Origin of the sequence: Sphingomonas sp. TREG-RG-20F-R18-01, from assembly GCF_022662475.1 — a bacterium.
Taxonomy (GTDB): domain Bacteria; phylum Pseudomonadota; class Alphaproteobacteria; order Sphingomonadales; family Sphingomonadaceae; genus Sphingomonas.
The window spans coordinates 37,059-63,240 of the sequence record NZ_JAKNQQ010000009.1; the positions used below are offsets into that span (position 1 = coordinate 37,059).

Genomic DNA, 26,182 nt, shown 5'->3' on the forward strand with positions numbered 1-26,182 from the left:
GACCCAGCAGTTAGCCGTTCGGTCATATTCGCAGGTTGTGGTTCGGGGGATCTTTGCGTTTCACCAGGTCGGAGGTGACGCATTGAAGCATCACGGCGCATCGGTCGTGCCTGGTTGAAATAAGCCGTTAGGTAGCCGACATTCTTCCCGACCCTCGCACGCAAGCCTCCCCGTTCGCTGCGACGGCCTGATCCCGGTCATCCCCTCACCTTGACGGGCAGCGATCGGACGCGGTGCTCCCCCTGTTATCGCTTTTGTTACGCTAGCGTATGTGCGTCGACCAGCTCCTCTAAGACCTGCGCCAGCAATCGTCCCTGACCCGTTTCCGCTCAGTTCTTGCCGAACGCTTCCAATGGCCGCCTGCGGTTCACCGAGCCTGTATGGGCGCGTCGTTCGGTATTTCATCGTCACGCGCCGTCGCTTTTCTACTTGCCGCTCGAGGCCATCAGGCGCTCTTCTTCTCTCTCGGCGAAGTCGAGAAGCCGGGTCATCGCGTCACCCTTTGAGAGACGCTGCCGGTACGCGAAATCCTCGAACCTTTGTCGATCTTCAGGGCGTGCACGAACGTGGATCGCGTCGGTAAACGTCGCCTGTCTGAGTTTCGGCGTAGGCCGCGCGGGCGCTGGTTGTGTCGTCTTCTCTGAACGAAAGCCAAGCCCCTCCCCGCCCGCCTTCGCAGCGACGATTTGCTCGGGTGTCGGGACTGGAATGTCGTCATCGGCCGCGAAGCTGGCGATGGACCGGCGTGAACCCGGTGTGGCCTTATCGGTCATACGACAGCCCCTTCCTCGAGCAGCGCCAGAACGTCATCACGGAAGGCGGCTGCATTAATTCGTGCGCTATCTAGCGAACCAACGTCTGCGTTTGTCATCTCGGCAAGCGTACCGCCTATGCTGAAGAGGCCACGGAATGCGCCGCGTTCAGCGAGTGCGGTTGGGATCATGGGGATGCCAGCCTCCTGGAGGTTCGCGACGACTGCTTTCAGGTCGCGTGTCCAAAGCCGAAGCGAAGCAGGCGCCCTCGTAAGGACCGCTGCGAACGGCAACGGACGCTGGCGGGCAGTCCCGGCATTGCGGACGACCTTAAACGCCCGCGCTGCCTCCACGGCGTCTAATTCCGATCCCTGGATGGGAATGAGCGCGAGATTGGACATCAGTAGCGCACTGGTAGCGCGTGCGCTTGCCTTGCCCTCCAGATCAACGACCACGAAGTCCGCCCGCTTTCGGGCTGCGTCGATTGTGCCGATTATCTCGTCTTCGTCGATTTCGGGAATGACCTCGATATTATCGGGCTTTCCATCCTTCTTCGCCCATCGGGCAAGCGGAAAATTTGGGTCGGCATCGATCATGACGACGCTCGAACCCTGCGCGGCGATCTCTGTCGCCAGGATCAGGGCGGTCGTCGTTTTTCCGACACCGCCCTTCGGCGATAGCATGGTGATTACGGGCATAATGGCTCCGATGGTTTGCGCTGGCGACAAATGCACATGTGTACGCCGTCCCGCAAGCTACACACGTCCCGCACATTCCACAAGCGCTACGTGTGCCGCGTGTTTCACACGTAGTGCGTGCGCATCTTGGGCGCTTGCGCCGCTTCGGGCACATGCTCACTTCGAGCGCATGTATAACTCGCGTTGCATGTTCATCGCGTGAACATGTTCACCGCGCGGCTGCCGGAGCCTTGTCACGCTCGAGACGGCGGTAGATCGCTTGCCGGCTGACGCCGATTAAAACGGCGATATCATTAATCCGCGCGGGGGGGTCGGCTTCAAGATACTCCTTGGCCTTCGCCCACTGTGCATCGTTGATACTGGGTGGTCGGCCGAACCGTGTGCCCGCGCGTTGCGCGGCAGCGATGCCCGCCATCGTCCGCTCGTGGTTCGTGCCGCGCTCGAACTCGGCGAAGGCTCCGAATATCTGGAAGATCAGGTTTCCTGCTGCGCTGGTCGTGTCGATCACGGATTCCTTGATCGATCGCAAACCGATGCCCTTGGCCTTCATTGCCTCGACGGTTTCGATCAGGTCGCGCATCGACCGGCTGAGCCGGTCGAGCTTCCAGACGACGAGGGTGTCTTCGCCAGGGCGGGCATAGGCCAGGGCCTCGACCAATTTCGGCTTGAAGACGGCAGCGCCGCTGATACCTTCGTCCGTGAAGATCTTGGTGCAGCCGGCGTGTTCGAGCGCCTCGATCTGGGAGCGGGGCTGCTGGTCATGCGTTGATACGCGAGCATAGCCGATCAGCATTTGTCCGAAACTCCAACGCGATTTTCCACTTTCGGACATTAGATACTTTGTCCGAAGGTCACAAACTAAAATCGAGTTTCGGACATTTCCGGGGGCGTTGGTTACGGCCACTTCCGGACAGGAGTTTCGGACACGCAAATCTCGGCTTTTTCCAGCAATCGGTTGTCGTGTCCGAAACCGATCGGTTTCGGACAAATCCGCAACGGGCGAATATTCGAGCATAATCACGGTTGACCCTTTAGAAGTACATACCTCATCATTCGATCATGGCCTGGCTCAACTTCAATCCATACGCATACGACCTTGAATCTGCTGTGAAGATCGTTCGGGGTGGCCTTGATGCTGCCGAACGAGCGCTTCAAGAGGATGAAGACCGCGTCAAAGCTGAAATGGCCGAGAACGATCTTAAAATAGCGTCCGGTGAGATACCGGGCTATGAGATAGACGAAGACGGTGATCTGCTTTTTGACCCAAATGAGGGTTACCACTACGACTTCGAGACGATTCGAAAACACGCAGATGGAAGTGCGAAAAAGCATGATGATAGCACTTTATCATGCGTGGGAGCGTGTCGCGCGGAGCATGACACGGAAGACGGGCTCGAAAGACAACCATATGGCGCTGGAGGCTGCGCTGGCTGGGGAGGGTATTACGGTTGCGCCCGAAATGGATCAACTTCGGCGTCTTATCAACCTTGTGAAGCATAACTCAAAAGAGAAGATGCTTCAGCTTTGGGAGGTTCGAAAGGACCTATTCTATAAAGACTTCGACCCGGAGGTTCATTTCCCAGACGATTGGTCCGACACGGTACGGCTCAATCGCGACCAGATCGAGGTGTTTTTCGCCGCAGTTTTAGCGTCGGGCCCACCTCATGCGCCAAAAGCGTAACAACCCGACTTTGATGCGGGGCAGGGCAGGGGAGCGTAGGCCAGGCGGCGTCGATCAGCATGTCGGAGCAGGGCACCCTTGTTCTTGATACGTTCGCAGCATAAGCCCCCGGAAGAACCGCTCATAAACTGAAACGCCTCCTTGATTATCAGTCACCAATTATGCAGTGTGATGCGGAACGCCGCGGAATGCGGCGCGTGGGATTTGTTTATGGGCAAAGACGGAAAAAACTCGCTTCGGCGTACCGCTACCCTGACTAAGGGACAGGTGATCGAACTGGAACGAATTGCCCAACGTGACGGTGTGTCCGTGTCCTGGCTGCTTCGCAAAAGCGTGGAGCAGTTGATCGAGCGGGCAAATGACGGTCCGCTACTGCCTGGCTTGATCGGAGAACGACATGGCCCAGTTTGAACCTCGGACCAGCGTCGAGCTATTTAGTGGCTGTGGCGGCCTGGCGCTCGGCATCGCGCGAGCCGGGTTCACGCACCGCCTCCTGATCGAACGGGATGCCCACGCAGCCGCTACTATTGCGGCTAATGCGGCTCGCGGCGTCGCGCACGTCGTTGACTGGCCTTACGAGCAGGACGACGTTCGCTCGATAGATTGGAAGAAATACCGGGACATTGATATCGTGGCAGGTGGACCGCCTTGCCAACCCTTTGGCATCGGCGGCAAAGCTCTTGGGCCTGATGACGAGCGGGATATGTGGCCAGAGGCCGTCCGTGCTGTTCGCGAAACAGGCCCCCTCGCGTTCACCTTCGAGAACGTCTTTGGAATGCTGCGCGAGCGGTTCGAAGGATACGTGGCTTGGGTCAAGGCATGCCTTGAGCGCCCGACGTATCCACGTCGTGCGGGAGAGACCCATGAAGCGCACCTCAAGCGACTAAATAAACTGCCGAAGATGTATGAGGTCGCAATTCAGTCTGTAAATGCGGCCGAGTTTGGCGCGCCTCAAAACCGACGTCGCATTTTGTTTCTGGGAGTACGGGCTGACGCTGGTTTCTTGCCGCCAATGCTAAAGCGAACACACACACGAGAACGCTTGATTTACGATCAGTATGTGTCCGGTGACTATTGGCGGCGGCATGGACTAAGTTTGAAGGGAAGAAAGCCTTTAATCCATCCCGACAAGTCACTGGCAGCGCGCCTGTCTCTCCTTCGTGAACCTCCTGCCGGTTTACCCTGGGTAACGGTTCGCGATGTCTTGAAAGACTTGGGCGATCCGAACGGGGTGAATGGGCATGCCTTTCAACCTGGCGCTCGCATCTATCAGGGCCACACTGGAAGCCCTCTGGATCTGCCCGCTAAAGCTCTCAAGGCAGGCGATCACGGCGTGCCGGGCGGTGAAAACATGATGGTACGAGACGATGGCAGTGTCCGCTATTTTACGATCCGCGAGTCCGCGCGGTTGATGGGCCTTCCCGACGACTACTCTTTCCCTAGGTCGTGGTCCGAGAGTATGCGCCAGATGGGGAACGCAGTCCCCGTGCAACTCGGGGAGGCAGTAGGCGAATGGCTCGCGGAACAAGTCGAGAAAGTAAAAGGGCTGAGAAGGAGCGCCGCCTAGGCGAAGCTCTAACGGAAGTTATTTCGAGTCCGCCATATAGCGACGGATTTGATCCCTTGGCAGTATCACGGGCCGCCTTGGACAGGCTTCCGCTGTCGGACACGCTTTCTCGGCCCCAAGCCAAGCGTCTTCGCCAGCGATTCGATGAGTATGTGCAAAGCCTCGTCGCTTACCGTGAGCGTTTGGACCCGGTGCGCGACCCTGACGCCAGCTTTGATCCGTCGAACCCTGACACCATCGGACGCTTAGTGGTGCTGGGGCTTCTCGCACAAGATCGCGTGCTACTTAGCGAATTACGACCGACCTATGGATCGGGCATTTACGCGATTTACTACGTCGGACAGCATCCGGCGTACACGGAAATCTCGGGGACTGAAACGCCGATCTACGTAGGAAAAGCAGACCCTGACGAACCTAGAGCGGCCACCCCCCGCGAGCAGGGTGTTCGGCTGTTTGGTAGGCTTGCCGACCATCGCGGGGCTGTCCGCGAAGTAGAGAAATATGCGACCGATAACAGCGATCCGAATCCACTATTAGTTAAAGACTTCGAATGTCGCCGCCTTGTCTGCGCCACCAACGCGCAGCTAGTAGCAGAGCGACATCTTATTGATATGTTCAAACCCGCCTGGAACTCGGAAACCAAGATTTGTTTCGGTATTTCAAAGCACGGCGATAGCTCTGAGACTCGCCGGAATAAAAAGAGTCCTTGGGACGTTTTGCACCCCGGGCGCGATTGGGCGATGTCGAGCCCGGTTCGGGATGGCATGACCCCCGATACAGTCACAGCTAAATTAGCCGAACACTTCATAGCTCACGTGCCACATCGTGACTTGGAGGGTGTTATTGAAAACATGCTCGACACGTTCCGCCAAATCGCGCGCGCGACTCCCGAGGTTTCCGAAGCCGCAGCAGAGACGGACGAAGTTGCTGCGGCGCAAGCTGAAGATGCGCGCGACGAACGGAATCATGGTGACGCGGACGAATAAGCCGATCCGCATCCTCACCGCGTCGCCGCCCAGCAACAATCCGCGCATCATTGCCGGCCTCGCCGGCAGGATGATGGAGGCAATGTATCAGCCTGGGGGCGTTTATACGAAGTGCGGCGTGCTGCTCGAGGAGCTGCTGCCGCAGGGCGCGGGGCAGGGGGACCTTTTCGCAGTCGAGGATCCGCGTGCGCCCGGGTTGCTGGCGGCCATGGATGGCCTCAACGATCGGTTCGGCCGCAGGACGGTTGGGATTGCTGCGCAAGGGTTCGGCGCGCGCGCGTTCGATACGAAGCGGAACCAGAAAAGTCCGGCATGGACGACGCGGATCGGCGAAATCCCAATAGCCCGTTAGCCGGGCGGCTAGAGCAAAGCCTTCCAGATACGGCTCGGCGCATCGGCAAAAAAAGGCCGCCCAAAGGACGGCCGGGAAGTTTTAGGAGAGGATGCCTGAAAGGCGTCCCTTTGCTGCACCTGCGAACAGACAATCGCAAGTGCAATCGATGCACCGGCAGTTGCGCTGGGCACTGTCCAGATCCTTTAAGCTCACGTCAGGGATCGTTCCTTAACAGCGATCTTGGCAAGACGTTTGTTTGCGCAAGTGAACGGACCAATTGTGGTGGCGGACCATCCCCCTTTCGGGAAGCAAATAGATATAGCCAATCGTTGCGCGGCGTCGCCGTTTTACCGGATCAGCGGTGTATCAGGAATGTCGGAGTTTGGCGGAAAGCGGCTTGGCAAATTCGGCGAAGGTATAAAGTGGGTTAGCTCGCCGGCCCTTCCTCGCGAATACAGGTAAAGCCATCCATCGGGTTTCTCGAAACCTGCTTCTGTGCGGTACATCGCCGCAGGTTTCCGAACATGGATACGGCCAACGAACGCAGGCCCGTGGCCGCTTCGTTGTAATACGGCGTGGCAGCCAAGAACTCACCTTTGTAGGAGGCGATCTGGGACGATGTCAGGCGACTGCACTTTACAAGTGTCGCGACAATCCCCTTCTCACTATTATGCCAGCTGGCATCGGAACCGGGCTTAGCCTGATAAGCAGTATAATCGCCGAGGCTGCAAGAGTCTGGCATCTTCAAAGAGATTGGAAAGGAAAATGTCCTGATGAGCTCCCTCCCATTATCCTCATACGTGATCGTTAGTTGGCCATCCGCAGAGGGCCAACTCAATCGAGCTATCGCCCTACAGGGTGCATAATGCAAAACAGCCACGGGTGGATCACGCACGATACAGTCTTCGCGTTCCAATTTGAATGGGCCATGCGCAGCAACGGGGGTCTTTTGCAGATCACGAAGGACGTAATCTTGAGCGATGAAGGCGAGCAAGGCGAACACCAATCGAGGCTATCTGCAAAAACGACCGTCCGCAATCGGGATGCCCAATTTCACTCGCGAACGGCGGAAGTTGGGCGCAAGCAGCGGTGGCATGAACCACGCAGCAGGCATAGCCGACGGAATCCGATCTGATATTTGGCGGAAGTCGTTCTCCTGCGTGGGCTGGGTCAATGCCGGGCACAAGGTTCGTTCCGAGGTCGAATGCATCGCCTCACGATGGGTGTCCGTGGCAGGCGCTGCCTCAATGTCACTGCCGCGCGGGTCGAGGCCGCAACGATCGCTACGAGGTCAACTCCGGCGCGCGTCCCGGCAAGGACGCCTCCCGTTGGGGAGCCTGAGCGAGGAAGGCGCCTATCCGGCAGCTCTCCACTCGAATTCGGTGCCATCCGTCCAGATGGCGTGCATCATCACCGCGAGCTTGCGCGCAACCGCAACCTGAGCCTTCTTCATCCCGCTGCGCTCTTTCAGCCGCAATCCCCATTCCCGCAATGGCGTAGGCTTGGTGACACGGGTGAGTATGACGGTCGCCGCCTCGAACAGATAGGCTCGCGTCATGCTATCGCCGGTTTTCGTAATCCGCCCGCTCCAATCGACTTCGCCGGACTGATGCGTCCGAGGCGTTAGGCCAAGGTACGGGCCAACATCGTCGGAACGCTTGAACCGCGCAGGATCTTCGATGGTCGAGTAGAAAGCGAGCGCCGAGAGGTACCCAACGCCGGGTACGGTCATGAGCCGCGATAACGTAGCATTCCCACGTATCACGGCTTGTAGCTGTCGTTCATACGTCCGTATCTGTTCTGCGACAGTTTCAAGAACGACCAGGATGGGAGCCGCAAAAGCCGCGTAGGCTGGATCGAGCTCCATGGCCGCAACGGCCCGACCTTTGAAAGTCTTGCCTGCGGTTTTCGTGATGATGAGCCCGAAGCGTTTGACCGCTCCGCGCAATGTATTCTCGAGCGTTCTCCGGGTCACCATCAGCATACGGCGAGCGAGGAGGAGGCTACGGATAGCCTGCGCCGATGCACCGCGCACCCACGCCTCCTTATACCAGCCCACCCGAACGAGTTCGGCCAAACCTTTGGCATCATTGCGGTCGGTTTTGTTCTGCCTAGCGGACAGAACCTTGTGCGCATGACGGGTTTCGATGCACACCACTGGCAGATTGGCTGCTTCCATCGCACGGAAAAGAAGCGCCGAGGTCTGGCCAGTCTCGATCGCAACCCGTTCGGCATCGTCCGCGTGCCTTTGGATGCATGCAACCAGCTCATTGGGCAAGCTTCGTACCTTGCCTTCATAGCGGACTTTGCCGTCAGCGCCCAATACGCGCACACTGGTTTCCGCCAGCGACACATCAAGGCCTACATAACTCGTCATGGGGTTCTCCGACACTTGCAGTGGCGGCAGCGCCACCTGGCGATGATGCATCAGGCGGGCGGTCGCTGTTACCCCATGTTACCCGAAGGGCAGAGACCCGAAGGGGCTCGGTGTAGCGCAAGCGGAATAGAGCCCGGCCCCGCCCGCCAGGGCGGGGAGACGCCCGCAATTGACGATATCGCGGCTTGCGTATGGTGGTTGATCGGGTGTCAGATTGACTGGCAGCGTCCTCTCGGCAGCACAGGAAAAGGCTATGGCTACCAAGACGCGTCTACGAACGATGGACGAGATAGATGAAACATTGATTTCGGGGCTCGAGAGATCGGTCAGGCTTTTGCACGGTGTGGATACGAGTTTGCTTCACCTGACGGATTTCGGGAAGGTCTCTACGCTCGACGAAAGCCAAGTGGCCGCGTTGATGCCCATGCTCAATGATATGGCGCATGGTAATACGATAACGTGCGAGCAGGTCTTAGGCGGGTTGGACCTGTTGCGAACTACGCGTCGTAGCATGGCGAGGATCGAGCGGAGGAACCGACGGCTTAACGCGATGCTGTTCTGTGCCCTTGGTGTGATTGTCGTAGAGACCTTCTTGGTTGGCTATTATCAGGCCAGACCGCGTGTTGAATGGGTGCAGGTTTGTGGAGCGGATGGTTGCCGACCGCCAGTACCGCTCAGTCAGGTACAACGTCCTGAAGACCGGCAACCTTCCCGATCGGTGAGGTCTGCGCAGTAGCGGCGGTGTGAGACATGACGAGAGCGGGGCGGCAGCGCCGCCCCGTCGCTGGTCACTCTTCCCAGAGCGGCTTGAGCTTGCGGGTCCGTTTGCGAGCGGGCCGGGGTGCCGCGGGCATCCCGTTGATCGCGATCTCCGCTTGGATGCTGGCCAGTTCCGCGAGCCATGTTTGGGTGCGTGCGGTTTGAATGTTCATCTGATCCTCCTTCTGTTCGCTTGAGACAGAGGCGGGCTGACGATCGGGCGGGGTCGGGGTCACAGGACCGCGAAGCGGCCGCGTAGCGGGGCGTGGGGGTGCCGATTTTGTCGTGGACGAAGTGGAGCGCAGCGGAATGCACGGCCGCGTCAAAATTGGGGGCACCGCGCATCCTTGACGCCGGCCCCGCCCGGTCGTCACGATGGAACGGCGTCGACGACAGAGCCTTTCCGGCGTTGGTGGGGCAGGGGAGGCCGCCACACAGCGCACTCCCTTCTGCCTCCGCGCCATCAGGGAAGCTGGACGGTCTGCGATGCGAGGATCGCACCGGTCAGCGCGTCGCTGTCGATCTCGCCGGCGATGTAGCGGGCATTGAGCTGCTCGATCTCGTCGGAAAGGATGCCGCCTTCGTGGCGGACGTTGCCGCGTGCGAAGTCCACCTCACGGTGACGGCGCGCGCGCTCGGTTGCGCTGATCTGGTTGATCGTTTCGGTGGTCATGATGCGATCCTTTCGGGATGGGAAAGCCCCGACGGCTGTGCGTCGGGGCGGTCTGCGTCATCGTTCGTCGACGCGCATGATGGTGAGGACGCGCGTGGTCTGAAAGGGATCGGCCGGATCCTCCGAGCCTGCGGTCAGGTCGAGGTTGTAATAGTCGATCTTCCAGTAACAGGGGACGCCTGCGAACTCGAACTTGCCCATGTCGTGTTCGCCGTGCGGGTTGATCGCCTCGTCGAAGGCGTCGAAGTCGCGCACCTCACGCAGGATCCGGGCGCGGTTATGCCATCCCCGGAACAGGCTGACGTCGCCGACCAGCTCGGCGATCCCGATCGTCATCACCACGCGGTTGTTGCCGGGAGCGGTGATGCGTTCGCGTAGCCAGTCGTTGAGACGGGCGATTTCGCTGACGCCACCTTTGGCGCGGTCCGAATGAGGCGTGTGCTCGGCCATGATGGTCTCCTCGTCCTGACCCCGCCAATCGGGGTCGTTCGACAGGCGACAGGACTGCCGGGGCATAGTTCGCCCGGCGCACCCGTAGGGTCGAAACGCAGTGGAGAAGCCCGCTTGTCGGGCTTGCGCGGGTGGACGCCCCGGCGAGGACCGAGAGCCCGAACACCCACTGATTGGCGACAAGGGGTGAGACCATTTCCGCAAGGCCCACGCTGGACTGCTGCGTCGATCGAGGCGTATCGTTCGGCCATGGAAACGGCTGCCAACATTGTCACCCTGTGGCCCCGCTGGATGGAGAGCGCCGGTGAGATGCTGCGTATGAAGGCTTTGGTCCGGACGCGCTGCTGCGGCTGCGGGACGTTGATGCGGGCCGACCTCGACGACATCGTGGCACGGCATGGCCCCGGCTATTCGCTGGTCGACAAGCTGGAGCGGTGCCGGATGGTCGAGTGTATCAGCTCGACCTTTTATCTGGCCTCGCGGACCTATGGCGGCCGGTGGACAACGTTGCTGCGCGATCCGAGACTGGTGGCGGCCTTCGAGGAGCTACCGCCTGTGCGGACGGCACGCGGCTGACCGCTCGGCTTGCCTTGAAGCGGTAACGATTGAGGCGTATATAGTCCGGGCTGCGATAGCGTACTCCGGTACGTCATTTCCTGAGCCCCGGATGTTAGCGCGTCCGGGGTTCAAATTTTAAGGACACCCGGTGTTAGCGCACCGGGCATCCCCACCTCGGCCTAGTGGCGCGACAGCTCGATGATTTTCACCACCAAGCTGAGGATCGCGACGACGAGCGTCGCGGTGCCGAGAACCAATGCTACGACAGTTTCAACTCCGATATAGATCACCTCCTTCGACCGCCCGAGCTGGGCGGCCGAGGGCCGGATAGGACCTATGGGCCGGTCGGGCCAGCGGCATGTGGGGGGCGCCGGATCATCCGGGCTGGGTGAGGATGCGGTGGGCATCGAGGATACGCTGTGCGACTTCATCGCTGCGCTGCTGGGCGCGGATGATCGGGACGGCGTGCCCGCGAGCGGCGCGTTCGGTTAGCTTGGCGATCTCGGCAGTGATGGTGGCGGCGTGTGCGTCGATGTCCGACTGCGGCCATGCGTGCAGTACGCCGTGGAGCTGGTTCTCGATTTCCTGATCGAAGCAGGTCTCGTGATCGAGTACCTCCTCGAGCTGGCGGATCGTCGCGAACCCGTCGCGCTGGGCTGGCCAGTAGCCGGTCTCATGCGGGGCGAAGTACCGGATGCGGGTATTGATGTCAGTCATTGGTATGTCCTCCAGTTCGTCGAAATGACGGGGAGGATGGGGAGGTCTGGCGCACGTCGGGTCAGGGACCGCGCAAGCGGCCGCGCCAGCGGGGCGTGGTGGAGCCGATTTTCTTGGGCAGGCCCACTTGGGCCTGTTCACGAAAATTGGGGGACCGCGAATCCTTGAGGCGACGTGCGCCAGACCTCATGCTGGGAGGCCATAGGGAAGAGTTTTTCAGACTACGTCCGGCTTTGCCGGTCCCTGCGCCGAGCATGGCGTAGCCACGCACAGGTGCTGCTTCTCTCGGCGGTGAGCAAAAAAAGGGGGCCGAAGCCCCCTTGGTGTCAGTGCCGCAGGATCGACACCAGCGTTCCGATCGCGGTCAGGGCCACGATGGTAAAGCCGACGATGCTGATGACCCAGGTTTGGGTCTTCATGTGCGTCTCGAGCGACCGTTGCAGGCCGTCGATTTTCTCCTGAAGCGGCTTTGTCGCGTCTCCAACCATATCGTCGATATACTCCTCGATGCTGGCTACCACCAGCTTTGCCTGATCGTCTGAGACGTTGATGGATTTGAGTGTTTGATACAGATCAACCTGCATAGCGTTCTCCCGTTAGTTGCACGTATTTGTGCGGGAGTACCGGGACATGGGCTCCGGGCGATCGGGTCAGGGACCGCGAAGCGGCCGCGCCAGCGGGGCGTGGGGGAGCCGATTTGCGCAGCAAATTGGGGGAACCGCGCATCCTTGAGGCGATCGCCGCACCCATGTCATACTACCACGACACGAATGAGCAGTTCTCCCACAGGTGCCGCAGCCGCGCGTAGCGCGGGGACGAGGCGGGCTCGATGCCCGGCTTGGCCCCTCTCTTTTGCGCTGAAAGCGCGGGGGTGGGACGGGCTCGATGCCCGTCCTGGCCCTGACCTGTTTGCGCCTGACGAAGGCGCGGGGGCCTTTCGGCCCCCATCTGGTCAGGCGAAGGGGTCGTATTCGTTGTTATGAAGATATCCGCATAAGAATGATTATGATCCCTGGGAGATTATGTAGACTCCGCAGCCATGGCCCATCCGGCCGGGCGTCTGGCCCGGACGGACTGCACATAATCAAAACGCCCGTACCCGCCGAGCAATGGCATGTACCGACCACAGACAGTCGTTCGCTTTTCCTTCGGTGCACGTCCGGATCCGACAAAAGCCGCCAATCAAGCTGATCGAAGCGGATGATCGGCAATGCGCCCTGTTCGCGGCACTCAATGGCACTAGCGCGACCTGAAAGATTCCATGGCGAGGTGGATAGCGGCTGGGCCCGACGGCAGATCTTTGACGCGTCGCCATTGCGGGCGCGAAGCTAGAGCCAAGCATCCGCTTCTCAAGTCCGGCGATAAATGCGAAACGCAAGGCGAGGACACGATACGGGACGACGCATGGCCGCCACACAATTCGTGCCGCCTCCGGGCTGGCACACTCCGCCCGAGGGTATGGTCGACCTTGTTCGTGGGTTGGATTGGTCCAATACCTATCTTGGTCCGGCTGAGCTGTGGTCGCCAAGCCTTCGACTGGCGACAGATGTCGTGCTCGCTTCCGCGTTCCCGATGGCGCTCCGTTGGGGCCCGGAGTTCGTCCTCCTTTACAATGACGCGTATCGACCGATCCTGGGCGACAAGCATCCATGGGCGCTCGGCCGACCCGCGCGCGAAGCCTGGTCGGAGGTGTGGCCTCAGATCGAGGCCGCCCACGTCGCTATCCTCGACGGCGACACGCCCTCCATGTTCGCCGAGGACATGCTGCTGCGCATCCAGCGTCACGGCGGCGTTTCGGAGGACGGGCGCTTCACGCTCGGCTACAGCCCGGTCGTCGACCCCGCTGCGCCGACCGGGATAGGCGGCGTACTGGTCACGGCGGTCGAAACGACGCACCGCGTCGCCGCTGAGGCGGCGCTGCGTGCCAGCGATGAACGCTACGAACTTGCGCTAGGTGCGGCCGGTGCGATCGGCACCTGGGATTGGGATATCGTCAATGACCGAGTGATCGCCAATTCGACTTTCGCCGAGCGCTTCTCGGTCGATCCGAAGCGGGCCCAGGAGGGCACGCCGATCGCCGATTTCGTCGCGGGGATTCATCCCGAGGATCGTGATCGGGTTGCTCGCGAGATCGAAGAGGCGATGCGACCCGGCGCCGATTTCCTGTCCGAATATCGATTGCTCAAAACCGATGGCGCAATTGTCTGGGTCATCGTTCGCGGCAGCTGCCATTTTGACGAAAGTGGCAAGGCGGTACGGTTCCCCGGCGCCGCGGTCGATATCACCGACCGCAAGGTCGCCGAAGCCGCGCTCGACGAAAATCGCAGCTTCCTGAGCGATATCCTGCGGTCATCCGGCGAGGCCTTCTACGCGGTCGATCGCGAGGGTACCACGACGCTGTGCAACCAGGCTTTTCTCCGGATGATCGGTTTCAAGGAGGAAGCCGAGGCGATTGGGCGCAAGCTCCACGACGTTATCCATCACACCCATCCGGATGGGGCGCATTACGACAAGGCTGACTGTCCGATCTATATCTGTGCGTCGTCCGGGGCCGAGGCTCACGTCGCCAATGAATGTTTCTACCGGCTCGATGGCACCCCCTTTCCCGTCGAATATTGGGTGTCGCCGATATTTCGCAACGGCGTGCACCAGGGGGCGATCTGCACCTTCGTCGACATCACCGATCGCCGCGCGGCCGAGGATGAGCTGGCGCGGAGCATCGCGGACTTCACGGCGCTGTCACAAGCCGCCCCCAACCACGTCTGGGCGGCGCGTCCCGATGGCATGGTCGATTGGTTCAACGACAGGATTTATGAATATTGCGGAGCTGAGGAGGCCGATCTCGTCGATGGCGGCTGGATCAGTCTTGTTCATCCTGACGACCGCGCCGACGCCGGCGCTCGCTGGGCGGCCGCCGTCGCTTCCGGCGACGATTATCAGACCGAGTTCCGGATCAGGCGTGCGGATGGCGCCTTCCGGTGGCATCTCGTGCGGGCACTGCCGACCCGGAATGCGGCAGGCAGGATACAGCGCTGGATCGGCACCAACACCGATATCGACGACCAGAGGAATGCGGTCGACGCGCTAGCCGCGTTCAACGCCACGCTCAAGCAGCGCGTCGCCGAGGAGGCGGCCGAACGAGACCGGTTATGGCAGACGTCGCAGGATCTGCTGGTGGTCGTCGATCCGAGCGGCAGGTTCAAGGCTGCCAACCCTGCCTGGACCACGACGCTGGGGTGGCTGCCGAACGAGGTCGTCGGCAAGAACCATATGGACTTCGTCCATCCAGACGATCAGCCGAGCAGTCGCGGTGCGTTGGCACACGCGCTCGATGCCCCGCTGCCGGCTTTTGAAAACCGGTGTCTGCACAAGGACGGCAGCATTCGGTGGATCGCCTGGATCGCTTCGGCCGATAATGGCCTCGTTTATGCGACCGGGCGCAACATCACCGCCGAGAAGGAGGCTGATGCCGCGCTTGCTGAAACCCAGGATGCCTTGCGCCAGAGCCAGAAGATGGAAGCGGTCGGCCAGCTAACGGGCGGGATCGCGCATGACTTCAACAATATGCTCGCTGTCGTCATGGGCTCGCTGGAGTTGCTCGGCCGCCGTCTGGGCGACGATGATCCTCGGGCACGGCGCTATATCGATGCGGCGACGGACGGCGCGCGGCGGGCGGCCCTCCTAACCCAACGCCTGCTCGCCTTTTCGCGGCAGCAGCCGCTGCAACCGCTAGCGCTCGACGTCAACAAGCTGGTCTCCGGCATGGCCGATCTGCTCCTGCATTCGCTGGGAGCGACAATCCGCTTCGAATCCGTCCTGGCAGGCGGCCTGTGGCAGACGCATGCCGATCCCAACCAGCTCGAAAACATCGTCCTCAATCTCGCCGTGAACGCCCGCGACGCCATGCCCGATGGTGGCCACCTGACCATCGAGACACAGAACGCCCATCTCGACGATCGATATGCCGCTGAGCATATCGGTGTGAGCGCCGGACATTATGTTCTCATCGCAATCACCGACACCGGCGTAGGCATGCCGCCTGAGGTGCTCGAAAAGGCGTTCGACCCCTTCTACACGACCAAGCCCGTCGGCAAGGGCACCGGGCTTGGCCTCAGCCAGGTCTACGGCTTCGTGAAGCAAACCGGCGGTCATGTGAAAATCTACACGGAGGTCGGCGAAGGAACGACGATCAAGATCTATCTGCCGCGCCTTCGCGGAGAGCGGCCAGCAGAAGAGCAGGTTGCCTCTGCCGTGGCCCTTGAGTTCGGTGATGCGCGCGAGGTGATCCTGGTGGTCGAGGATGACCCCGCTGTGCGACAGTTCAGTATCGAGGCGCTTGCCGAGCTCGGCTACTCGACCCTGGAAGCGGACGGCGCCGAAAAGGCGCTCAAGTTGATCGACACCCATCCCGAGATCGTCCTCCTGTTTACCGACGTGGTTATGCCGGATGTGAACGGGGCCCGTCTGGCGGAGGAGGCGCGTCGCCGCAGACCAGATATCAAGGTTCTCTTCACGACCGGCTACACCCGCAATGCGGTCGTCCACAACGGGGTGCTCGATCACGGTGTTGATCTGATCGGCAAACCGTTCACGATAGAGAGCCTGGCAGCGAAACTCCGGCTCGTTCTCGAAAAAGCCTAAGGAGCGAAGGCTGGACTATGGCGCTTCGTTCCCGCTCTGGTGCGACGAGCGACATCGGCTACCCAAGCATTGGGGGTCACCTCATCAACAGGCGAAATCGTTTCCGTGCGGCGGCGAGCCTCGATTGTGTGAATTTCAGTCCGACTGATTTCGGGCCTCAAGTCTGAGGTAGCTGCCGTCAACGCCCCTGGCCTGACGCGGCGGTTGTCGACCAGAGCCAGTCGTTCTGCGGTGCCGATCGGGCAGCCGCCGGATGCCGGCTCTTGGCAACACCTGCCGTTCGACACGTCGCTGGTGAACGGCAAAATTGTCCCAGACGTCGCCATTCCCGTCTTCTTTCCAGCACTTTGATTATGTTCAGTTCGGCCGGGCGCAAAGCCCGGCCGAACCGGGCTGATCCGACCGGATCTACATAAGCTCGAATGGGTCATAATCGTTCACGACCACGACCGAGCTGTCGTGATCTTCGGCGGTGATGACGGCGTATTGTGTGCCGATGGCGATGACCATGGTTGCCACCATCAGGGTCTTTGCAAGGCTCATGGCGTTTTTGCGGGCGATCCAGATATCGTTGAACATGTCCGAGGCTCCTGTGAAGCCGGCGGGGTTCATCCCCGCTCGACAGGCGCCCGACAGGGACGGGGAGGGGCCGCGATCACTTTTTTTGACACGAAAAAAAGCCGTAGCGCAGCGCCCGGACCCCTTGCGGGTTGATCGTATAAGGCCCCGAGCCGTCCCAAGGATTGCGCCTCAAAGAGCGGGGTGAAGCTCGTTGGCCGGAGCGTCGTGCTCAGCGCTGGGTCGCCAGTGACGCACGCCCCTCGCTAAAGGATGGCGGCCGCCTGCCTCTCGTATCCGCACTCTGCGTCCCCTCCGATCGATGGGAGAGTTCGCCGGGCTGCAGAGACGGCCTGCCCGGGGCAGATTGGAAAGAAGGTGCCGCTTTTCGGAAAGATGTTTCCTGCGCGCGTGCGCGCCCGTCAGTTGATCGTCACCCGAATGGGCCGAGACCCGAAGGGGCTCGGTGGAGCGCAAGCGGAATAGAGCGACGGTCCCGGCGCAGCCGGGAGACGCCCTATAACGCCGTCAGTTCTTCGTAGATTTCGGCACGTCTGGCTGCCGCGACGTACCAGCCCTTCGACTTTGGATGCCACCTGGCCTTACCTTCCAGCACGCCGATCGCCAGCTCGCCGGCGCGAGAACCATACGGCCACCATATCCGCATCTCGCCCGAGGACAGATCTTCGATCCAGATCGCGCCGAGGGAGGTTTCGATAGTCTCTTTTGCCATGGGGTCAGCTTAACGCGGCGAGCAGACGCCGCGAAGCGGGCATCGGCAAGCGGAGCGGTGAACGCGGGAAGAGGCCCGGAGCGTCAGCTCCGGGCCGGTTCTGCCTGGTTGTTAGAAGGGCACGTCATCGTCATCGAGACCGCCGTGATCCTGCGTGTTGCCCTGCTGCTGGCGACCCCGGCTGAGGAAGGTCACTTCGTCGGCGATGATCTCGACGCCGTAGCGCTCGACGTTCTCGTTATCCGTCCAGCGGGTGTAGTGGATGCGACCCCGGACCATGACCTTCTGGCCCTTGTCGACGTACTGGGCGACGGTCTTGCCGACGCCGTTGAAGCAGGTGATGCGGTGCCATTCGGTGTCCTCGACCCGGCGACCATCGGCGTCCTTGAGGATCTTGCCCTCGCTGTCGCGCTTGGGGCGCGAGGTGGCGAGGCTGAACTGGGTGATCTTGGTGCCGCCCTGGGTGGTGCGGACTTCGGGAGTGGCGCCGACATTGCCGGCGAGGATGACGAGGTTCTGCATTTCGAGGTTCCTTTTTTTGCTTAGCCGAAGGGTCCATCCCCTCGACTGAACACCAAGAAAGACGGCCAGGACGCCCTCTCCACCGGAGCGCGAAGACGCGGAGGGGAACCCCGATCCGAGGGGTGGTGCGGGCAGCCGCGTAAGCGGCAACTCGGCCCGAAAGATCGCGGGTTGGGGAGGGTGGACGGCCGGATTAGGTCGTTCAGGAAAGAGAGGGGATGGACCCCCACTGGCGGGCAATGGACAGAGAACCGTATGCAGGACCAGCTTGTCGCATCGATTTGCCGGCAACGTCGGTGTCTCGATCCGTCACCACAGGCGGTGCGTTACCCTGACTGCCTTCGCCTTGCGCCGATCGCTACGCGGGCAACCTCTCCGGGATGACGGTCGCGGTGTGGGCCTTGGCACTGCCTTCCTGCCCAGGCGCGCGCGCCGTGCCCTGTCGACATGGACTGAGGGGGGTCCGGCACGTTTCACACCGATGTGCGGTCGAAACGAGAGCCCCGCTGTCGTGATGCCGATCGAGGCTTTCAACCGGGGTGCGAGCAGGGTTTTCGCGGACCATCGTACCAGCGTGGGGACCATGCCCATCAACCGAGGCAGACGGTCGGGGCAGGCTCCGGGCCTCGCCCCACGGAACCGCTCTGCGTCATATATCAGGGCGCGACAACGCCCGCTTCACGCGATCAGTCATCACCCGACGCTGGTGAGGGACGGAGCATGGCCCATGCTTCCGATCCGACCGCTTTTGCCAGTTTCACCATCACGGCGATCGTGGGATTGGCTCGCCCTCGCTTGATAACGGAGATCGATGCGCCCGCCATATCCACTTTCTCGCCGAGCTGGCCTTGTGTCAGCTTCATCGTTTTCCGGCGCTCCCTAAGCCGGACGCCGAATAGCTTTGCCTCGGGAAGCATAAAGTCATCGAGATAGATCATGGGGTTTCAACCGTCAGCTTTCCGGGTTGGTGTCGAAGAGGTCCAGTTGGGCGGCGCGCGCTGCGCGCTCACGACCCTCGATGATTTGCGACGCGAGCCATGCCTTCTGCTGGCCGATCCCCATGCCGAGCATGGGGACGGCAGCGCGCTCGCCGGCGAACGCGAGCAGCGGTTCGCGGTAGAGGCGACCGGCGAGGAATACGATCGGACCCGCGTAGCGCGGCCCGATCGCTCGCCGTAGCTGGCGAACCGTTTTCTCGCCCCACAGACGCCGTTCTGCGGCCGTCAGGTCGCGAAGGGTGGTGTTATAGGACGCGAGGCGTTTGGTGGGTTCCACGAGGCCGTATGCGGCCGACAGTACGTACCAGCGCTCGCCGGTCTCCTCGACATAGGTGCGCGCTTTGCGGAACCAGTCGGAGCGATAGAGATCGGCCGCGGGAGCGCGCCGGTCGAGCTTCTGCGAGACGCAGGCGACGAGGTAGATTGGCCGCCCCGATGGCGCGTCAGCCGTCACGGGTCCATCAGGCCCGGACGGCGAGGCCGCGCCGGAGCACCCAGCTGGTCGATGATGAGCTGGCGATGGAGCGTCGCCGGCAGATCAGGGATATGTTGGCGTGTAATGACGATCAGCGGATCGGGCGCGCGAACTTCACCGTAATGCGCCCCGAGCCAAATCGCGGGGCTTTCGTCATCCTCCTGTCCCTCGCCGGTCCAGACCTGGAGGAAAAAGGAGGCGAGGGGGGCGTCCCACCCGATCGAGACTCGGACGTGACCGTTCTGGAAATTATAGCGGCTCATGCGAACGTGTCCCTGTTCGGTGCTCGGCGCGAGGCGTTTCTCGGCTTCGTCCAGCGTGGTTTTGCTCAGGGCGTCCACCCGGCTCGGGCCCTGGCGGTTCCTGATGTGTCGAAGACTAGCCCCGTTGGGCTCGCTGTCATCCTTGCCGAACAGGTAGAGGTCAAGCAGCTTGCTCCTCCAGCGCCGTCCGTTGCGGCGACGAAAATCGACGAGGGTGCGTAGCTCCTCGTCGGTCCATTCGGGCATAGGAACGCGGGCGGGTTTGATGGTGTCGGTCATGGCGGTCCTCACTCGGAGTTTGGGCTTGTGGCCCGAAGGTAGCGGAGGAAATCCCGGCTCCAGGTGTGCGGGATTGGCTTGGGCGGCCGTTCGTGCGTCACGGTCGGGCCATCGAAGAGATCGGGCTGACGCTGATCACGAGAGGCTGGATGACGTGACGCGGCTGCCGGATGCAGTCGCGGGCCATCAGGCCGCGACCAATTCCGGGTAATGCGCGCGCAGGTTCGCGATCGCGCGTTCACCGTCGGGGAAGGGCGGGCGCATGATGCTGATCGCGGAGCGGATCGCGCCAGCCAGATCCGCGTGGTGGATTCTGGGTGCCGTGCTGTCGGGATATTCGACGGGCGCAGTGAAGCCGGCATGAAACCAGCGTCCAAGACCTTCGTCGACACGTTCAGCATAGAGGGCGTGGGCTTCGTCCGAAGGATCGAAGCGCAACGCGAGTTCGGTGTAGCGCCCGAAGTCATGTTCAGACGTCTCGTGCGCGAAGGCCGCACCACCATGGGGCGGGCCATAGCGCGCGGTGAGGGCGGCCTGGTAGCAGTCGACTTCGAGACGGTTGAGCCGTTGGAAGTCGGGTGTGCGGCCGAGTTGGGCGCAGTCCTCTTCGGCAGGGCTCGCGCCGAGGGTCAGGATCTCGATCATGGTGTTGGCTCCGCACGGACCGGGGGTCGGACCGCTCAAAGCCGCAAAGTCGCCTCTCCTCTTTTCGGAGCGGGCTACTCGGAGGGGGGCTGAGTGAAGGTGCCGCGACCATCGCGGAAAGCACCGACGACACTCCCGCCATCCCAAAATCCGCCAAGGATTCCCTTGCGCGGGATGCTGCCGATCGGCTTGCGGCGTGCGGCAAGAAGGCGGGCACGCCGGGTGTCGCGATCGACGGGATTGCCCATCATGTCCTGTGCCTGGCGGAGCGGCCTCATGGGTTCACCTCTAACATTTGTTGGGGATGCGAAAACGGCTTACCCGTTCCTGCGATGCTCGGGAGGGCAGCGTTAGCCGCCCGTCGCGATGCCGAGCAGGAACGGATCGCACGACGCTTCGATGTCCTCTGGCGTCAGATCCTCGGATGCGAACAGGTCGCGGTCGGACAGGACCGCACGCGGAGCGGCGGGATTGTCCGTCATGACGACGTGGTAGGTGTCGCCGTCAGCGGCTGCGCGGCGCAGCGCGAAGCGCCAGCAATGCGCAGCCGTCTGGAATGGGTTGGGGCGAGGCATTGGATTACTCCATCGGTGTCGTGGGTGAGAATGATCTCCTGCGGCAAAGCCGCAAGAGGCGAGGCCGCTGGCGTAAGCCAGCGGCCTCGCCGAAGCTCAGGCGACCTTCCGGTCGACCTGAGCGTTCTGTGCAGCGGGTGGGGTTCCGAGCGGGCCGCGGCGATCGACCACGCGGATGCCGGCCTTCTTGGCGTCGATCACCAGACGCTCGGTCACGCCGTTCCCTTGGAAGGCGATGACGTAGCGGGGCTTCAGCGAGAGCATCTGCTCGTTGCGACGGAAACCGGCACGATCACCCAGCTTGCGATCGAGACCGAAGCGGACTTGCTGGATACCGTTCTGTTCGGCCCACGACGCCGCGATGCGCTCGATCCCCTTCATGTCGCCGCCATGGACGAGATACATGTCGCCGACGCGCTCCCGAACCGCACCCAGGGTGCGCAGCAGATTGTCGCCAAACGCCTTCATGTCCTCGTCGGTCCGGAAGGTCAGCCGTCCCCCGGCAAACACTACGGGCGTGCCCTGTGCCGTGTTGGCGTCGCGGACGCGCTCGCGGCGAGCCTGAAGGAAGGCGCGTCCGTCAACGATTGCCGACGTCACCCCGAGCGAAATGCGGTTGCCGGTCGACGGGATCCAGGAACGGCCGGTCTCGCGGATATAGTGTGCCGCTGCGGTGTCGCGCATGTGTTCGTAGCAGGTGGCGGCCTCCTCGATCTTCTTGGCAAGGTCGATCTTGTCCTCGAGGTTGGCGGTGTTGATCTCCGAACCGTCCTGCTCGGCCAGGAGGAGCCTGATCTCGTCGGTGAGACGGTCGATGGTCGCGTGCTTCTTCGCCGCGGCCCGGTGGAAGAGGTTGACCAGGCCCCAGCCCATCTCCTCGATGTCGCGTTCGAGCGACGTATTCTGGAGGGTTGCGAACAGGTCGCTCCAGATGGCGGTGGTGGTCTGCTCCAGTGCGTCGGTCGAGGGCGGGCACATGCCCGAAACGTCTTCGGCGCGGGGTTCGAGGTGTCCAAGCTCCAGAGCGGAGAGTGCGGCAGCGAGGGAAGTGGTCATGGGGTCAAGCCCTTCATCTGATCGAGGCCGGCGGCCTATCCGCCGGATGCGCACCTCCTGGGCGGCCGAATAAGAGGCGCGCGCACCGGAGCGCAGCGAAGGGGAACCGCAAAAACCGGGGTGGTGCGGGCAGCCGCGCAGCGGCAACTCGGCCCGGATTTTTGCGGTTGCGGGGGTCTCGCGGCCGCCCATGTGCCGCATCTCTCTGGCGGAAGGCTGTCGGGCGTCAGGTGGCGTCGGGTGCAGACGTGACCACGCTTGCTGCTACGGTTGAAGTGGGGCTCAACCCGAACGTCGCGATGTCGTCGAGAAGTGCCTGTCCCGTTGCACACAAGCGGACCATCGCCGCTGGGGTGATCCGTGGGCGCTCCTTCGGCGCCGATCGCGTCGATCATGATGCGGAGCTGGTCGACCAGATTCTCGCTCCGGGTCGCGGCAAAGCCCGCGCACGCCGCCACTTCAGAGAACAGGCCCGGGACGGGCAGGACGGAGGCATCGCCGCCATCGGGGACAAAGCGCCAAGGATCGACGTCCGCACCTTCAGCGACAAGCGCTGACATAAGTGGGATGCTCCGTATCGAGGCTCTTCCACCCGTCGGTCGTATGCGACACATCGACAAGCGGAGCGGCAGGCGCTGACGACATCTTCCGCCTCGACCGTGATTTCCGCACGGTAATGGGCAGGGTATTCGCCAAGGGGTCGGCGAAGGTCTTCATGGGACCGGACTCCTGAAGGTTGGCAAAATGGGAGACCCAAGCGGTTCGGGTCATTCGTAGCGGAGACGCTTGGCCGGAAAGGCAAGAGGGGGGCCAGGACGCTGCTAACCGGGCATCGTGGTTGTCGACGCTGTATCATCGTATATGCTCGGTGCGGAGCGTTGTCGCTTTTGAGTGAACAGGGAGAGAACAATGGCACGGTCGGCAGAAAAGCGTGGCAAGGACGAAACTGCGGCAGCCGAGAAGAAAGTGAAGACGACCGGCAAGACCGCCGGCGGTGCGCGTGGTGGTATCACGGCGCCGGTGACACCGTCGACCGAACTGGCCGAAATCGTGGGCAAGGCAGACCTTCCGCGCAGCGAGGTCGTTAAGAAGGTGTGGGAGTACATCAAGAAGAACGATCTTCAGGACGCCAAGGATCGGCGACAGATTAACGGTGACGACAAGCTCGCCAAGATTTTCGGCAAAAAGTCGGTCAGCATGTTCGAGATGAACAAGCACCTGAGCGCTCATCTGACCGCTCCCAAGCCGTGAGGCAAAGCATGGGCGGTTAGTCGATCACGCGCCAGCCACCAGCGATCCAGCCCTGGCGGTTGGGCGCATATGTTGCGGCCGTCGCGAGGATGATCTTGCGGCGCGGCGTCGTCGCGCCGCCATCGAGCGGGTGGTCCGCGAGCGCGGTCGCGTCAGCGGCGCGCGCGGGCCAGCATTGATCCGAGTTAAGCATCGCGAAGGGAAACGCCGTGGATCCCTCCACGACGAATTGCTTGATGATCGGGTCAGGCATGGTGACGGTCTCCCGCCAGCGCGTCGGACGCGCGATGAAAGTCGTCGAGCCAGCGCCCCATCGGGACACGATGCTCGGGCGGAAGTGCTACCTGCGCCGCCTGAAATTCAAGCAGCGCCAAGGGCGCGGTCGCGATAATGCGGTCGACTTCGGCCGGTGAGAGGAGGCCGCGTTCGCGGATGAACTCGGTGATACTGCCGGGACGCGGCGTCGCACCGCGACGGCCAAGCACCGGCCTGCGCCACAGGCCATCGACGTTGCGGAGGCGAGGCTTGGCTCGCGCCTCCATCAACACGATGATGCGCAGCTCCTCGGCTGAAAGCTCCAGCACCTCGTCGGGCTTGATGCTGCCGCAGAAATAGCAGCTCGATTTGGGTGGGACGGGCAGGCCGGCGCGCGCGATGCGCGACTCGCATTCCGAGCGGCCCCAGGCCCACTCGCGCAAGGGGTAGCGGTAGGTGTAGCGAGGATCCTCGCACTCGATCGCGTGGTGGTAACGCTGTGTGTCGCGTCCCGATGCGTCGTAACCGATCAGCTTTACCACGCGCCCGCCTGCGTCCCAGCAGCGGCGCGCGGGTTCCCACTGGGCGGTCCAGGCATCTTGCGGGGCCGCCTTCCATTTCTGGCTGCACGACCCGCCACCAAATACAACGGAGGGCAGGGTGGCGTTGGTCAGCATGTTCTCAGCAATGCCCGCATAGGGCGGCCAGTGTTTGAAGTTGCGGGGCTGGTAGCGGACGATCTCGGATGGGATGCCGCGTTCCGACATCCAGGCCCGGAACACGGGGATGAACGCATAGGTCGCCGACTTCTCGGCGCCGGGATCGGCGAAGAGAACCATGTCGACGGGCTCGCCGCGGTCGGCGAGCTCGACGATCATGGCGGTGGAATCGACGCCGGCACCCCAGGCGGCGATGACGGGCGGGCGGTCAGCCACTGGCCGCGTCCCGCACGACGATCGCCGCATGAACGATGCGGTAGGCGCGCTTGCGAAACGCCGGGATGCGGCAGATCGCGCGGCTTTCCGGGTCACGGAACAGCGGCGTCTTGCCCTTGGGGTTCGCGACCACCTCGAAGCGGCTGCGGTCGCTGCCGTCGCTGAAGCGCATGGGTTCATCGAAGATGATGGTCTGCCCGGGCTTCGGGGTCGGCTTGGCCCGGTCGAGCTTCTTGGCAAGCAGGTTGGCGCGACACCGCGCGCGCCAGGCCAGGGCGTATTCGCTGTCCGTAGCGGTCAGCTCGTCGAGGATTGCTCCCGGGCAGTCGCTCTCGTTCGGCCCGACCGTTTCATCCATGTCCTTAAACCCGAACGTGCAGCCGTCGCGCGCGCCGGTGCTGGTCTTGGTGAGGCAGACGATGCCGAATACGACCCGTTCTGCGTCGTCCGCCAGGCGCTCGCAAGCGGCGTAATAGGTCGATCCGACCATGGCGGATGCCAGCACGGTGAGCCGATGCGTGTCGCGCTGGTAGGTGAACTGGTTGTCGAGATACGAGCGCGGGGTGGCGTGGCCGCCCATATCGCGCATGAAGAGCCAACCCATGATAAGTCTCCGATGATGTGAGGATCAGGCGGCAGCGGCGAGGCGCGGAGCGCCAACGTCGCCAACCGTCGCGGTGAGCCGGCGCTGGAACGTGGCTGCATCCAGCAGCTCGGCGATCGGCGCGCGTTGAACGGGGCCGGCGTGTTCGCCGCCCCGGCAGCGGTTGAAGGTGATTTCGCTGTCGGGGAGGAAGCTGTGCGGCCGCACGCGGATCGATAGATCGGCGTGGCGCAGCTCGGTCGTGCCATCGTCGGAAAGGCCACCCATGTCGGTGTCGATGCGGACGTCCTGCGCCTCGAGGCCGATCGCCTCGGCAAGCGAAGCGAGCGCGAGGCGTGTCTGTCGATGGAAGGTGCGTTTCGCCGCTGCGTCGCCGGCGACGCTATTGCCGGCGATGTCGAGCAGCGCGGATCCGGCGATGACGCTGTTGCGGTCTTCCGCACAGCGCAGGCGCAGTTCGTTTGTGCTGGGCGTACCACGTTCGGCGACGGACGCCAGGTTGCGGATCAGCAGCAGGATCGACGCATCGCGGTCGATCGGCTTGCCGGCACGCCGGCAGTCGTCGACGCCCGCGTTCAGGGCGTGGAGCGCTGCGGGCAGGGTGCTGAGCGCATCGGGGGAAAGCGCCTCGTTGTGGCGGTAGTGGGTGTCGTAGAGCATGGCCGGACCTCCTGAGCGCACACGCGCGCTCAAAAGGCCGAAGGCTACCTCTCCTCCATGCGTCCCGGGTATTTCGACGACTGCCGTAAGATGGACTTTCGATGTGATCGCGTTAATCTGACCGCGCCGAGGGCTTAACGGCCACGCTCGTGAGAAGGCGTTTGGGCTCGGCACCAGCAG

At 62.3% G+C, this 26,182-nt stretch carries 32 protein-coding genes; 8 read left to right on the forward strand and 24 right to left on the reverse strand.

The features are described 5' to 3' along the window. Window positions 1–425: 425 nt before the first annotated feature. The 3 genes from L8K25_RS18485 to L8K25_RS18495 form a co-directional block, all read right to left on the reverse strand. Window positions 426–773 carry a hypothetical protein gene (locus L8K25_RS18485; RefSeq protein ID WP_242140472.1) on the reverse strand — a complete coding sequence of 116 codons (348 nt, stop codon included), beginning with the start codon at window positions 771–773 and terminating at the stop codon, window positions 426–428. Then, window positions 770–1,450 (reverse strand): ParA family protein, encoded by a 681-nt coding sequence (locus L8K25_RS18490; RefSeq protein ID WP_242140473.1) that lies wholly within the window; start codon window positions 1,448–1,450, stop codon window positions 770–772. The genes L8K25_RS18485 and L8K25_RS18490 overlap by 4 nt, the downstream gene beginning before the upstream one ends. A 208-nt stretch (window positions 1,451–1,658) precedes the next feature. Beyond that, the gene (locus tag L8K25_RS18495; RefSeq protein ID WP_242140474.1) at window positions 1,659–2,243 is read right to left on the reverse strand and encodes a recombinase family protein; all 585 of its coding nucleotides are present in this window, start codon (window positions 2,241–2,243) and stop codon (window positions 1,659–1,661) included. A gap of 266 nt (window positions 2,244–2,509) precedes the next feature. On the opposite strand from L8K25_RS18495, the gene L8K25_RS18500 reads away from it, so the two are divergent. The 4 genes from L8K25_RS18500 (at window position 2,510) to L8K25_RS18515 (ending at window position 6,036) form a co-directional block, all read left to right on the forward strand. Next, a complete protein-coding gene (locus L8K25_RS18500; protein WP_242140475.1) occupies window positions 2,510–2,950 on the forward strand; it encodes a hypothetical protein in 441 nt (146 codons plus the stop codon). 578 nt (window positions 2,951–3,528) lie between these two features. Continuing rightward, window positions 3,529–4,698, forward strand: a complete 1,170-nt coding sequence (gene dcm / locus L8K25_RS18505; RefSeq protein ID WP_242140476.1) for a DNA (cytosine-5-)-methyltransferase — start codon at window positions 3,529–3,531, stop codon at window positions 4,696–4,698. Between the two features lie 77 nt (window positions 4,699–4,775). Next, on the forward strand, window positions 4,776–5,684 hold the full coding sequence (locus L8K25_RS18510; RefSeq protein ID WP_242140477.1) for an Eco29kI family restriction endonuclease: 909 nt from the start codon (window positions 4,776–4,778) through the stop codon (window positions 5,682–5,684). Beyond that, window positions 5,665–6,036, forward strand: a complete 372-nt coding sequence (locus L8K25_RS18515) for a DUF4113 domain-containing protein (RefSeq protein WP_242140478.1) — start codon at window positions 5,665–5,667, stop codon at window positions 6,034–6,036. The genes L8K25_RS18510 and L8K25_RS18515 overlap by 20 nt, the downstream gene beginning before the upstream one ends. A 409-nt stretch (window positions 6,037–6,445) precedes the next feature. Here the strand turns inward: L8K25_RS18515 and L8K25_RS18520 are convergent, their stop codons facing one another. The 5 genes from L8K25_RS18520 to L8K25_RS18540 form a co-directional block, all read right to left on the reverse strand. Then, complete coding sequence (locus L8K25_RS18520) at window positions 6,446–7,021, reverse strand: hypothetical protein (protein WP_242140479.1); 576 nt, start codon at window positions 7,019–7,021, stop codon at window positions 6,446–6,448. A 351-nt stretch (window positions 7,022–7,372) separates the two neighbouring features. Continuing rightward, the gene (locus L8K25_RS18525; RefSeq protein ID WP_242140480.1) at window positions 7,373–8,395 is read right to left on the reverse strand and encodes an IS110 family transposase; all 1,023 of its coding nucleotides are present in this window, start codon (window positions 8,393–8,395) and stop codon (window positions 7,373–7,375) included. Between the two features lie 788 nt (window positions 8,396–9,183). Continuing rightward, window positions 9,184–9,327: a hypothetical protein gene (locus tag L8K25_RS18530; RefSeq protein ID WP_157134787.1), complete on the reverse strand. Its 144-nt coding sequence runs from the start codon at window positions 9,325–9,327 to the stop codon at window positions 9,184–9,186. 290 nt (window positions 9,328–9,617) lie between these two features. Then, window positions 9,618–9,827 (reverse strand): antitoxin VbhA family protein, encoded by a 210-nt coding sequence (locus L8K25_RS18535; protein WP_242140481.1) that lies wholly within the window; start codon window positions 9,825–9,827, stop codon window positions 9,618–9,620. 57 nt (window positions 9,828–9,884) lie between these two features. Then, complete coding sequence (locus L8K25_RS18540; protein WP_242140482.1) at window positions 9,885–10,277, reverse strand: DUF3768 domain-containing protein; 393 nt, start codon at window positions 10,275–10,277, stop codon at window positions 9,885–9,887. Between the two features lie 249 nt (window positions 10,278–10,526). On the opposite strand from L8K25_RS18540, the gene L8K25_RS18545 reads away from it, so the two are divergent. After that, window positions 10,527–10,853 carry a hypothetical protein gene (locus L8K25_RS18545; RefSeq protein ID WP_242140483.1) on the forward strand — a complete coding sequence of 109 codons (327 nt, stop codon included), beginning with the start codon at window positions 10,527–10,529 and terminating at the stop codon, window positions 10,851–10,853. Between the two features lie 357 nt (window positions 10,854–11,210). Here the strand turns inward: L8K25_RS18545 and L8K25_RS18550 are convergent, their stop codons facing one another. Together L8K25_RS18550 and L8K25_RS18555 are read right to left on the reverse strand one after the other, a co-directional pair. Then, a complete protein-coding gene (locus tag L8K25_RS18550; RefSeq protein WP_242140484.1) occupies window positions 11,211–11,552 on the reverse strand; it encodes a hypothetical protein in 342 nt (113 codons plus the stop codon). 326 nt (window positions 11,553–11,878) lie between these two features. Then, window positions 11,879–12,136, reverse strand: a complete 258-nt coding sequence (locus tag L8K25_RS18555) for a hypothetical protein (protein ID WP_183937457.1) — start codon at window positions 12,134–12,136, stop codon at window positions 11,879–11,881. Between the two features lie 820 nt (window positions 12,137–12,956). Here L8K25_RS18555 and L8K25_RS18560 point away from each other — a divergent pair. Next, a complete protein-coding gene (locus L8K25_RS18560) occupies window positions 12,957–16,193 on the forward strand; it encodes a PAS domain S-box protein (protein ID WP_242140485.1) in 3,237 nt (1,078 codons plus the stop codon). Between the two features lie 408 nt (window positions 16,194–16,601). On the opposite strand, the gene L8K25_RS18565 is transcribed toward L8K25_RS18560, so the two are convergent. The 10 genes from L8K25_RS18565 to L8K25_RS18610 form a co-directional block, all read right to left on the reverse strand. Next, a complete protein-coding gene (locus L8K25_RS18565) occupies window positions 16,602–16,772 on the reverse strand; it encodes a hypothetical protein (RefSeq protein ID WP_242140486.1) in 171 nt (56 codons plus the stop codon). A 496-nt stretch (window positions 16,773–17,268) separates the two neighbouring features. After that, window positions 17,269–17,484, reverse strand: a complete 216-nt coding sequence (locus L8K25_RS18570) for a hypothetical protein (protein ID WP_029625553.1) — start codon at window positions 17,482–17,484, stop codon at window positions 17,269–17,271. Between the two features lie 111 nt (window positions 17,485–17,595). Then, the gene (locus tag L8K25_RS18575; RefSeq protein WP_242140487.1) at window positions 17,596–18,006 is read right to left on the reverse strand and encodes a single-stranded DNA-binding protein; all 411 of its coding nucleotides are present in this window, start codon (window positions 18,004–18,006) and stop codon (window positions 17,596–17,598) included. A 686-nt stretch (window positions 18,007–18,692) separates the two neighbouring features. Further along, window positions 18,693–18,944 (reverse strand): helix-turn-helix transcriptional regulator, encoded by a 252-nt coding sequence (locus tag L8K25_RS18580; protein ID WP_242140488.1) that lies wholly within the window; start codon window positions 18,942–18,944, stop codon window positions 18,693–18,695. A 13-nt stretch (window positions 18,945–18,957) separates the two neighbouring features. Next, window positions 18,958–19,458, reverse strand: coding sequence for a DUF6884 domain-containing protein (locus tag L8K25_RS18585; RefSeq protein ID WP_242140489.1), 501 nt, complete (start codon window positions 19,456–19,458; stop codon window positions 18,958–18,960). Continuing rightward, window positions 19,455–20,021: a hypothetical protein gene (locus L8K25_RS18590; RefSeq protein ID WP_242140490.1), complete on the reverse strand. Its 567-nt coding sequence runs from the start codon at window positions 20,019–20,021 to the stop codon at window positions 19,455–19,457. The genes L8K25_RS18585 and L8K25_RS18590 overlap by 4 nt, the downstream gene beginning before the upstream one ends. Before the next feature lie 186 nt (window positions 20,022–20,207). After that, window positions 20,208–20,666, reverse strand: coding sequence for a hypothetical protein (locus L8K25_RS18595; protein ID WP_242140491.1), 459 nt, complete (start codon window positions 20,664–20,666; stop codon window positions 20,208–20,210). A 74-nt stretch (window positions 20,667–20,740) separates the two neighbouring features. After that, window positions 20,741–20,944 (reverse strand): hypothetical protein, encoded by a 204-nt coding sequence (locus tag L8K25_RS18600; protein WP_242140492.1) that lies wholly within the window; start codon window positions 20,942–20,944, stop codon window positions 20,741–20,743. A 72-nt stretch (window positions 20,945–21,016) separates the two neighbouring features. Next, window positions 21,017–21,241: a hypothetical protein gene (locus L8K25_RS18605; protein ID WP_242140493.1), complete on the reverse strand. Its 225-nt coding sequence runs from the start codon at window positions 21,239–21,241 to the stop codon at window positions 21,017–21,019. Window positions 21,242–21,337: 96 nt separating this feature from the next. Beyond that, the gene (locus tag L8K25_RS18610) at window positions 21,338–22,297 is read right to left on the reverse strand and encodes a DUF2493 domain-containing protein (RefSeq protein WP_242140534.1); all 960 of its coding nucleotides are present in this window, start codon (window positions 22,295–22,297) and stop codon (window positions 21,338–21,340) included. A gap of 248 nt (window positions 22,298–22,545) precedes the next feature. On the opposite strand from L8K25_RS18610, the gene L8K25_RS18615 reads away from it, so the two are divergent. Continuing rightward, window positions 22,546–22,854 carry a hypothetical protein gene (locus tag L8K25_RS18615; protein WP_242140494.1) on the forward strand — a complete coding sequence of 103 codons (309 nt, stop codon included), beginning with the start codon at window positions 22,546–22,548 and terminating at the stop codon, window positions 22,852–22,854. Between the two features lie 352 nt (window positions 22,855–23,206). Next, window positions 23,207–23,548, forward strand: a complete 342-nt coding sequence (locus tag L8K25_RS18620) for an SWIB/MDM2 domain-containing protein (protein ID WP_277923716.1) — start codon at window positions 23,207–23,209, stop codon at window positions 23,546–23,548. A gap of 16 nt (window positions 23,549–23,564) precedes the next feature. Here L8K25_RS18620 and L8K25_RS18625 read toward each other — a convergent pair whose 3' ends face one another. From L8K25_RS18625 to L8K25_RS18640, 4 genes are read right to left on the reverse strand one after another with little or no spacing between them, the layout of a single operon-like run. Beyond that, on the reverse strand, window positions 23,565–23,801 hold the full coding sequence (locus L8K25_RS18625; RefSeq protein WP_242140495.1) for a hypothetical protein: 237 nt from the start codon (window positions 23,799–23,801) through the stop codon (window positions 23,565–23,567). Further along, complete coding sequence (locus tag L8K25_RS18630; protein WP_242140496.1) at window positions 23,794–24,738, reverse strand: hypothetical protein; 945 nt, start codon at window positions 24,736–24,738, stop codon at window positions 23,794–23,796. The genes L8K25_RS18625 and L8K25_RS18630 overlap by 8 nt, the downstream gene beginning before the upstream one ends. Next, complete coding sequence (locus L8K25_RS18635) at window positions 24,731–25,342, reverse strand: hypothetical protein (protein ID WP_242140497.1); 612 nt, start codon at window positions 25,340–25,342, stop codon at window positions 24,731–24,733. The genes L8K25_RS18630 and L8K25_RS18635 overlap by 8 nt, the downstream gene beginning before the upstream one ends. A gap of 24 nt (window positions 25,343–25,366) precedes the next feature. Next, window positions 25,367–26,002, reverse strand: coding sequence for a hypothetical protein (locus L8K25_RS18640; protein WP_242140498.1), 636 nt, complete (start codon window positions 26,000–26,002; stop codon window positions 25,367–25,369). Between the last annotated feature and the right edge of the window lie 180 nt (window positions 26,003–26,182).

Bases quoted from the DNA above. Each gene is read 5' to 3' on its own strand.
- L8K25_RS18500 (WP_242140475.1), top strand. From the start codon at position 2,510: ATGGCCTGGCTCAACTTCAATCCATACGCATACGACCTTGAATCTGCT.
- L8K25_RS18555 (WP_183937457.1), bottom strand. From the start codon at position 12,136: ATGCAGGTTGATCTGTATCAAACACTCAAATCCATCAACGTCTCAGAC.
- L8K25_RS18540 (WP_242140482.1), bottom strand. From the start codon at position 10,277: ATGGCCGAGCACACGCCTCATTCGGACCGCGCCAAAGGTGGCGTCAGC.
- dcm (WP_242140476.1), top strand. From the start codon at position 3,529: ATGGCCCAGTTTGAACCTCGGACCAGCGTCGAGCTATTTAGTGGCTGT.
- L8K25_RS18640 (WP_242140498.1), bottom strand. From the start codon at position 26,002: ATGCTCTACGACACCCACTACCGCCACAACGAGGCGCTTTCCCCCGAT.
- L8K25_RS18560 (WP_242140485.1), top strand. From the start codon at position 12,957: ATGGCCGCCACACAATTCGTGCCGCCTCCGGGCTGGCACACTCCGCCC.
- L8K25_RS18635 (WP_242140497.1), bottom strand. From the start codon at position 25,342: ATGGGTTGGCTCTTCATGCGCGATATGGGCGGCCACGCCACCCCGCGC.
- L8K25_RS18600 (WP_242140492.1), bottom strand. From the start codon at position 20,944: ATGAGGCCGCTCCGCCAGGCACAGGACATGATGGGCAATCCCGTCGAT.
- L8K25_RS18550 (WP_242140484.1), bottom strand. From the start codon at position 11,552: ATGACTGACATCAATACCCGCATCCGGTACTTCGCCCCGCATGAGACC.
- L8K25_RS18590 (WP_242140490.1), bottom strand. From the start codon at position 20,021: ATGACCGACACCATCAAACCCGCCCGCGTTCCTATGCCCGAATGGACC.
- L8K25_RS18570 (WP_029625553.1), bottom strand. From the start codon at position 17,484: ATGGCAAAAGAGACTATCGAAACCTCCCTCGGCGCGATCTGGATCGAA.
- L8K25_RS18535 (WP_242140481.1), bottom strand. From the start codon at position 9,827: ATGACCACCGAAACGATCAACCAGATCAGCGCAACCGAGCGCGCGCGC.
- L8K25_RS18485 (WP_242140472.1), bottom strand. From the start codon at position 773: ATGACCGATAAGGCCACACCGGGTTCACGCCGGTCCATCGCCAGCTTC.
- L8K25_RS18610 (WP_242140534.1), bottom strand. From the start codon at position 22,297: ATGACCACTTCCCTCGCTGCCGCACTCTCCGCTCTGGAGCTTGGACAC.
- L8K25_RS18515 (WP_242140478.1), top strand. From the start codon at position 5,665: ATGGTGACGCGGACGAATAAGCCGATCCGCATCCTCACCGCGTCGCCG.
- L8K25_RS18595 (WP_242140491.1), bottom strand. From the start codon at position 20,666: ATGATCGAGATCCTGACCCTCGGCGCGAGCCCTGCCGAAGAGGACTGC.
- L8K25_RS18580 (WP_242140488.1), bottom strand. From the start codon at position 18,944: ATGATCTATCTCGATGACTTTATGCTTCCCGAGGCAAAGCTATTCGGC.
- L8K25_RS18545 (WP_242140483.1), top strand. From the start codon at position 10,527: ATGGAAACGGCTGCCAACATTGTCACCCTGTGGCCCCGCTGGATGGAG.
- L8K25_RS18565 (WP_242140486.1), bottom strand. From the start codon at position 16,772: ATGTTCAACGATATCTGGATCGCCCGCAAAAACGCCATGAGCCTTGCA.
- L8K25_RS18605 (WP_242140493.1), bottom strand. From the start codon at position 21,241: ATGCCTCGCCCCAACCCATTCCAGACGGCTGCGCATTGCTGGCGCTTC.
- L8K25_RS18490 (WP_242140473.1), bottom strand. From the start codon at position 1,450: ATGCCCGTAATCACCATGCTATCGCCGAAGGGCGGTGTCGGAAAAACG.
- L8K25_RS18495 (WP_242140474.1), bottom strand. From the start codon at position 2,243: ATGCTGATCGGCTATGCTCGCGTATCAACGCATGACCAGCAGCCCCGC.
- L8K25_RS18525 (WP_242140480.1), bottom strand. From the start codon at position 8,395: ATGACGAGTTATGTAGGCCTTGATGTGTCGCTGGCGGAAACCAGTGTG.
- L8K25_RS18575 (WP_242140487.1), bottom strand. From the start codon at position 18,006: ATGCAGAACCTCGTCATCCTCGCCGGCAATGTCGGCGCCACTCCCGAA.
- L8K25_RS18530 (WP_157134787.1), bottom strand. From the start codon at position 9,327: ATGAACATTCAAACCGCACGCACCCAAACATGGCTCGCGGAACTGGCC.
- L8K25_RS18625 (WP_242140495.1), bottom strand. From the start codon at position 23,801: ATGCCTGACCCGATCATCAAGCAATTCGTCGTGGAGGGATCCACGGCG.
- L8K25_RS18620 (WP_277923716.1), top strand. From the start codon at position 23,207: ATGGCACGGTCGGCAGAAAAGCGTGGCAAGGACGAAACTGCGGCAGCC.